The sequence below is a fragment of the Microbacterium sp. B24 genome (assembly GCF_000333415.1).
In the GTDB taxonomy this organism is placed as follows: Bacteria; Actinomycetota; Actinomycetes; order Actinomycetales; family Microbacteriaceae; genus Microbacterium.
The window spans coordinates 1-4,748 of the sequence record NZ_BADB01000205.1 but is presented as its reverse complement, the minus strand read 5'-3'; the positions used below and the strand labels follow the sequence as shown (position 1 = coordinate 4,748).

Below are 4,748 nucleotides of genomic sequence, written 5' to 3'. Positions count from 1 at the left end.
GATTCGAGCTCGGTCCCGGGGATCCTCTAGAGTCAGTCGCGCTGATCGTCGTCTCGGTGGGCGGCGTCTGGTTCGTGGTCGCCGCGACACGCCAGACCGCGCCCGTGTTCGCCGCGGCCACGACGCTGCTCCCGGGTGAGACCGTCGAATCCGCCGACCTGCGCGTGGTCGATGTCGCGCTCGGGCCGATGCACGATTCGTACGCGTCGCCGACGACGCTGCGGCCGGGGGCCGTCGCGACCCGCGTCGTGCGGGCGGGCGAGCTCGTGCCGAACGATGCGCTCGGCGAGGCGGGCGGCGTGCGCAGCACCACGGTCGTCATCACGAGCGCGAGTGATGTGCCCTCCACCGTCGAGACGGGATCATCCGTCGACGTCTGGGCTGCGGCCCCGCGGGAGCGGGGCGCGTACGACACGCCCCGCATCCTCGTCGGCTCCGCGACGGTCGCATCGGTCGATCGTGACCGGTCGATGATGGGCGCCGCCGCCGTCTCGGTCGAGATCGTGATCGACCGCGCCGACGTCGCCGCGACCCTCGCGGCGATCGCCGACGGGTCCAGCCTGTCGATCGTTCCGAGCGGGGGAGCGGGCTCATGAGCGTGCGTGTGGTGCTGGCGTCCGACCGCCTGGGAGCCTCCGTCGTCGACGCTCTCGACGACCACGGCGCCGAGGTGATTCTCGTCGTGACGGCTGATGCTCCGGCGGACGCCGCCGCCGATGCCGTGACGGGACGGGCTGCGGCCGAGCTGCTCGGCGCGCTCGCCGCCGCCGACGTGTTGGCCGTCGATGCCGGCCGAGACGCACTGACTCCTCAACTCGTGGCCGTGTGCGACCGCTTCGGTGTGCGTATCGTCGCGATCTGCGACGGTGCAGCCGACCGTCGACTCGCCGAGATGTTCGGCGTCGCCACGTGCGCGCCGGACGACGTGTGCGCGGCGGTGGTGCACGCGGTGGCCCCTGCGCCGACGGGGCCCGCGCGTGGTCGCATCATCGCTGTCTGGGGACCCGCCGGCGCGCCCGGACGCACCACTCTGGCGATCGAGATCGCGGCGGAGCTCGCGCGGGACGGGCGCCGGGTCGCACTCGCTGACGCGGACACGCATGCTCCGTCGATCGCCATGCTGACCGGACTCGCCGACGAGGGGCCGGGCTTCGCTGCCGCGTGCCGAGCGGCCGAGCGCGGGACCTTGAGCGCCGCCGAGCTCGAACGGATCGCTCTGCCTCTCGGTGATGTCGCCGTCCTGGCGGGAATCAACCGGCCGGGGCGCTGGCCAGAGCTCTCCTCGGCGCGCGTCGGCGGTGCTCTCGAGCAGTGTCGCACGTGGGTCGAGGACCTGATCGTCGACGTCGCGGCGCCGCTGGAGCGCGACGAGGAGATCGTCAGCGACATCGAAGGCCCGCGCCGCAACGCGGCCACGCTCGCCGTCCTGGCCGCGGCGGATGTCGTCGTCGCCGTCGTGTCCGCAGACCCTGTCGGCGTGGCACGTTTCGTCCGCGCGTACCCCGATCTGCGCGCGGCGGCCGGAGCCGCCCCCATCCGCGTCCTGGTCAACAAGACACGGTCATCGACGCTCGGGATCGATGCGCGGTCCCAGGTGCGTCGCACGCTCGAGCGCTACGTCGGCGTCGCGGCGTGCTGGTTCGTGCCATGGGATCCGAAGGCTGCCGATGCCGCGGTCCTGCAGGCACAGCCGGTGGGCCGGGTCGCACCTCGATCCGCGCTGTCGGGCGCCGTTCGTCGTTTCGTCGGCGAGGCGATCGAACCGCCTCCGGCGCGCGCCGCGGGAACGCGACCGTCACGCGCGTCCGGCGCCGATGCTCCGAGCCCGGGAAGCGGCGCGCGCGCCCGGACGCGCCGCGCGCTTCGCGGCGCGGCGTGACGGGCGTGACCGCGTCACCGTCGAACGATCTCGCCTAGGCTGGGTGCGTGTCGACGCTCAGCGATCTCGTGTATGCCCAGGGCCGGTCCACGGGGGCGGACATCGAGTGGCTGCACCGCCTCGCCGGCGACGGTCAGCTCCTCGCCGACCTCGCGTTCGCCGACATCGTGATCTGGGTACCGACGGTCGACGATTCGTTCATCGCCGTCGCGCACACCCGGCCGAGCGGTGCGGCGACGCTGTTCTACCGGGACATCGTCGGCGACATGGTGCGCCCGCAATGGCGGACCCAGGTGCGGGACGCGTTCACGCGGGTCGAGATCGTCGATTCGGCATCCCCGGACTGGTTCGAAGAGACCCCCACGCGCGTGCGCGCGGTGCCGATCGTGCGCGCGGCCGGCGCCGGTGAGCAGTCGCCCGTGGTGGTGGGCGTGCTCACGCGGCACACCAACCTCGGCGAGGCGCGCACCCCGTCACGCCAGCAGATCACTTTCAACGACTGCGCCGACGACCTCTTCGGCATGATCTCCAGCGCCGACTTCCCCGACCTCGCCGCACCGACTTCTCCACGACGGGGTGCCCCGCGCGCCTCCGACGGTCTGATCCGCATCGATGTCGACGGCACGACCACGTTTGCCAGCCCCAACGCCCTCTCCGCGTTCAACCGCCTCGGCTTCGACGACGAGCTCGAAGGGGAATCGCTGCTCGAAGTGGCCACCGGCATTCTGCCGAAAGGACGCGATTTCGATGAGTCGCTGCCGATCGTCATGGCCGGTCGGGCGCCCTGGCGCGCCGACCTGGAGGCGCGCGGCGTCACGGTGTCACTTCGGACGATCCCCCTGAAGGACCACGGCACCCGGATCGGCGCCATCGTGCTGTGCCGGGACGTCACGGAGATCCGACATCAGGAGCAGGAGCTGATCACCAAGGATGCGACGATCCGGGAGATCCATCATCGCGTCAAGAACAACCTCCAGACGGTCGCGTCGTTGCTGCGCATTCAGTCGCGGCGCACACACTCGGATGAGGCTCGCGACGCGCTGACGCACGCGATGCGCCGGGTCGCGGCGATCGCAGTGGTCCACGACACGCTGTCGGAGGGCCTCGCCCAGAACGTCGACTTCGACGACGTCTTCGACCGGGTGCTCAAGCTCGTCGCGGAGGTCGCTGCGTCGCCCAACACCCGCGCGCGGACGCGGAAGACCGGCACGTTCGGCACACTGCCCAGCGAGTACGCCACACCTCTCGCTCTGGCTCTCACCGAGCTCGTCACCAACGCCGTCGAACACGGTCTGGTCGATCAGGAGGGCGAGGTCGAGATCATCGCGGAACGCACCGAGGACCGACTCGGCGTGAAGGTGCGCGACACCGGCGTCGGCCTGCCGGAAGGTCAGGTCGGTCGCGGGCTCGGCACACAGATCGTCCGCACCCTCATTCAGGGTGAACTCAGTGGAACGATCGACTGGCACACGCTCGTCGGCTCGGGCACCGAGGTGACGATCGAGATCCCGATGCGCTACCTCGGACGCACGCAGAACTGAGGGAGAACGACCTCGGCGAGCTCGTTCTTCGCGGGGTGGGCGGCCGCGGGTGGCCGCCGTCTCAGCTGGCGCGGCGGGCGCGGGCCGCGCGGCGCTTCAGAGCGCGACGCTCGTCCTCGGACAATCCGCCCCACACGCCCGAGTCCTGACCGGTCTCGAGGGCGTACTGCAGGCAGACTTCCGTGACGGTGCAGCGCGCGCACACGGATTTGGCTTTCTCGATCTGATCGACAGCGGGCCCGGTGTTTCCGACGGGGAAGAACAACTCGGGGTCGACGGTCAGGCAGGCGGCTTTGTCGCGCCAATCCATAGGGGGTGCTCCTTGATGCGGGATGAGAAGTCGGGTGGGTTGTGACGTCGGGCGTCGATTACCCTGATGGTGTGCGAGCAGACGCTCGCCCCACGCCACTGTGGGAGCACACGGATAGTTCAATGCTCCCATGGTCATTCAGATGAATCAAGGGTGAACTCGGCATTTCCCCCGGCGTGTGCTGTGCACCGGCTGTATCGGAGGGCCCACCCGCATGATGATGACGACAACGGCGGAACGCACCGGTTCGGCCATCTTGGCGCTGGAAGCGCTCGCCGTTCTCGTCGTGACGGGCTGGGAGATCGTCGCCCTGATCACCGGTGACACCGACGACCCGGTCAGCTCGATCGCTCTCATCGTCCTCACGGCGATCGGGGCGGTGGCGCTCGTCGCCTTCGCGGTGGCCGTCTGGCGTGGCCATTCCTGGGGGCGATCCGGGGGGATCGTCAGCCAGCTCCTGATCCTCGCCGTGGCGCTCGGCGCCATCACCGGCCCGAACCCGTCCGTCTCGACAGCCCTGGCGACGGCGATTCCCGCCGCCATCGGAATGGTCGCCCTGTTTTTCGCGGCGCGCACCGCGGCGCGGCGCGGTGACGATCGCCGCTGAGCGGCTCCGAGGGGACCGCTCAGCGGGTGATCAGCCGACGCCGAGCAGGGAGCGCACGCGGGCGACGTGCCCGGTGGCCTTCACGTTGTACAGGGCGTGCGCGACGCGACCCTCGGCATCCACGACGATGGTCGAGCGGATGACGCCCTCCACGGTCTTTCCGTAGTTCATCTTCTCGCCCCACGCGCCGTAGGCGTCGTGCACGGCGTGATCGGGGTCGCTGAGCAGCGGGTAGGTGAGACCGTCGCGCTCGCGGAAGCGGCGCAGGGTCGCGGTGTCGTCGCGCGAGACGCCCATCACCGCGTAGCCCGCCGCCTGTAGCGGTGCCAAGCTGTCGCGGAAGTCGCAGGCTTCCGTCGTGCACCCGGGCGTCATGGCGGCGGGGTGAAGAACAGGATGATCGGGGGCCGC

At 70.6% G+C, this 4,748-nt stretch carries 6 protein-coding genes; 4 read left to right on the top strand and 2 right to left on the bottom strand.

Going from position 1 to position 4,748, the window contains the following annotated elements:
• The 3 genes from I5I_RS05305 to I5I_RS05295 form a co-directional block, all read left to right on the top strand.
• The coding region (locus I5I_RS05305) for a hypothetical protein (RefSeq protein WP_051039493.1) at positions 1-596 on the top strand (596 nt) is incomplete at its 5' end.
• Positions 593-1,879, top strand: coding sequence for an AAA family ATPase (locus I5I_RS05300; protein WP_051039492.1), 1,287 nt, complete (start codon positions 593-595; stop codon positions 1,877-1,879). The genes I5I_RS05305 and I5I_RS05300, both read left to right, overlap by 4 nt.
• 47 nt (positions 1,880-1,926) lie before the next feature.
• Positions 1,927-3,420 carry a sensor histidine kinase gene (locus tag I5I_RS05295; RefSeq protein ID WP_036317362.1) on the top strand — a complete coding sequence of 498 codons (1,494 nt, stop codon included), beginning with the start codon at positions 1,927-1,929 and terminating at the stop codon, positions 3,418-3,420.
• Positions 3,421-3,481: 61 nt separating this feature from the next.
• On the opposite strand, the gene I5I_RS05290 is transcribed toward I5I_RS05295, so the two are convergent.
• Positions 3,482-3,730, bottom strand: a complete 249-nt coding sequence (locus I5I_RS05290; protein WP_005048317.1) for a WhiB family transcriptional regulator — start codon at positions 3,728-3,730, stop codon at positions 3,482-3,484.
• A gap of 214 nt (positions 3,731-3,944) precedes the next feature.
• Between I5I_RS05290 and I5I_RS05285 the strand changes: the two genes are divergently transcribed.
• A complete protein-coding gene (locus I5I_RS05285) occupies positions 3,945-4,337 on the top strand; it encodes a histidine kinase (RefSeq protein ID WP_239640027.1) in 393 nt (130 codons plus the stop codon).
• Positions 4,338-4,367: 30 nt separating this feature from the next.
• Here I5I_RS05285 and I5I_RS05280 read toward each other — a convergent pair.
• A partial coding sequence (locus tag I5I_RS05280; RefSeq protein ID WP_036317365.1) for a peroxiredoxin occupies positions 4,368-4,748 on the bottom strand: 381 nt, incomplete at its 5' end.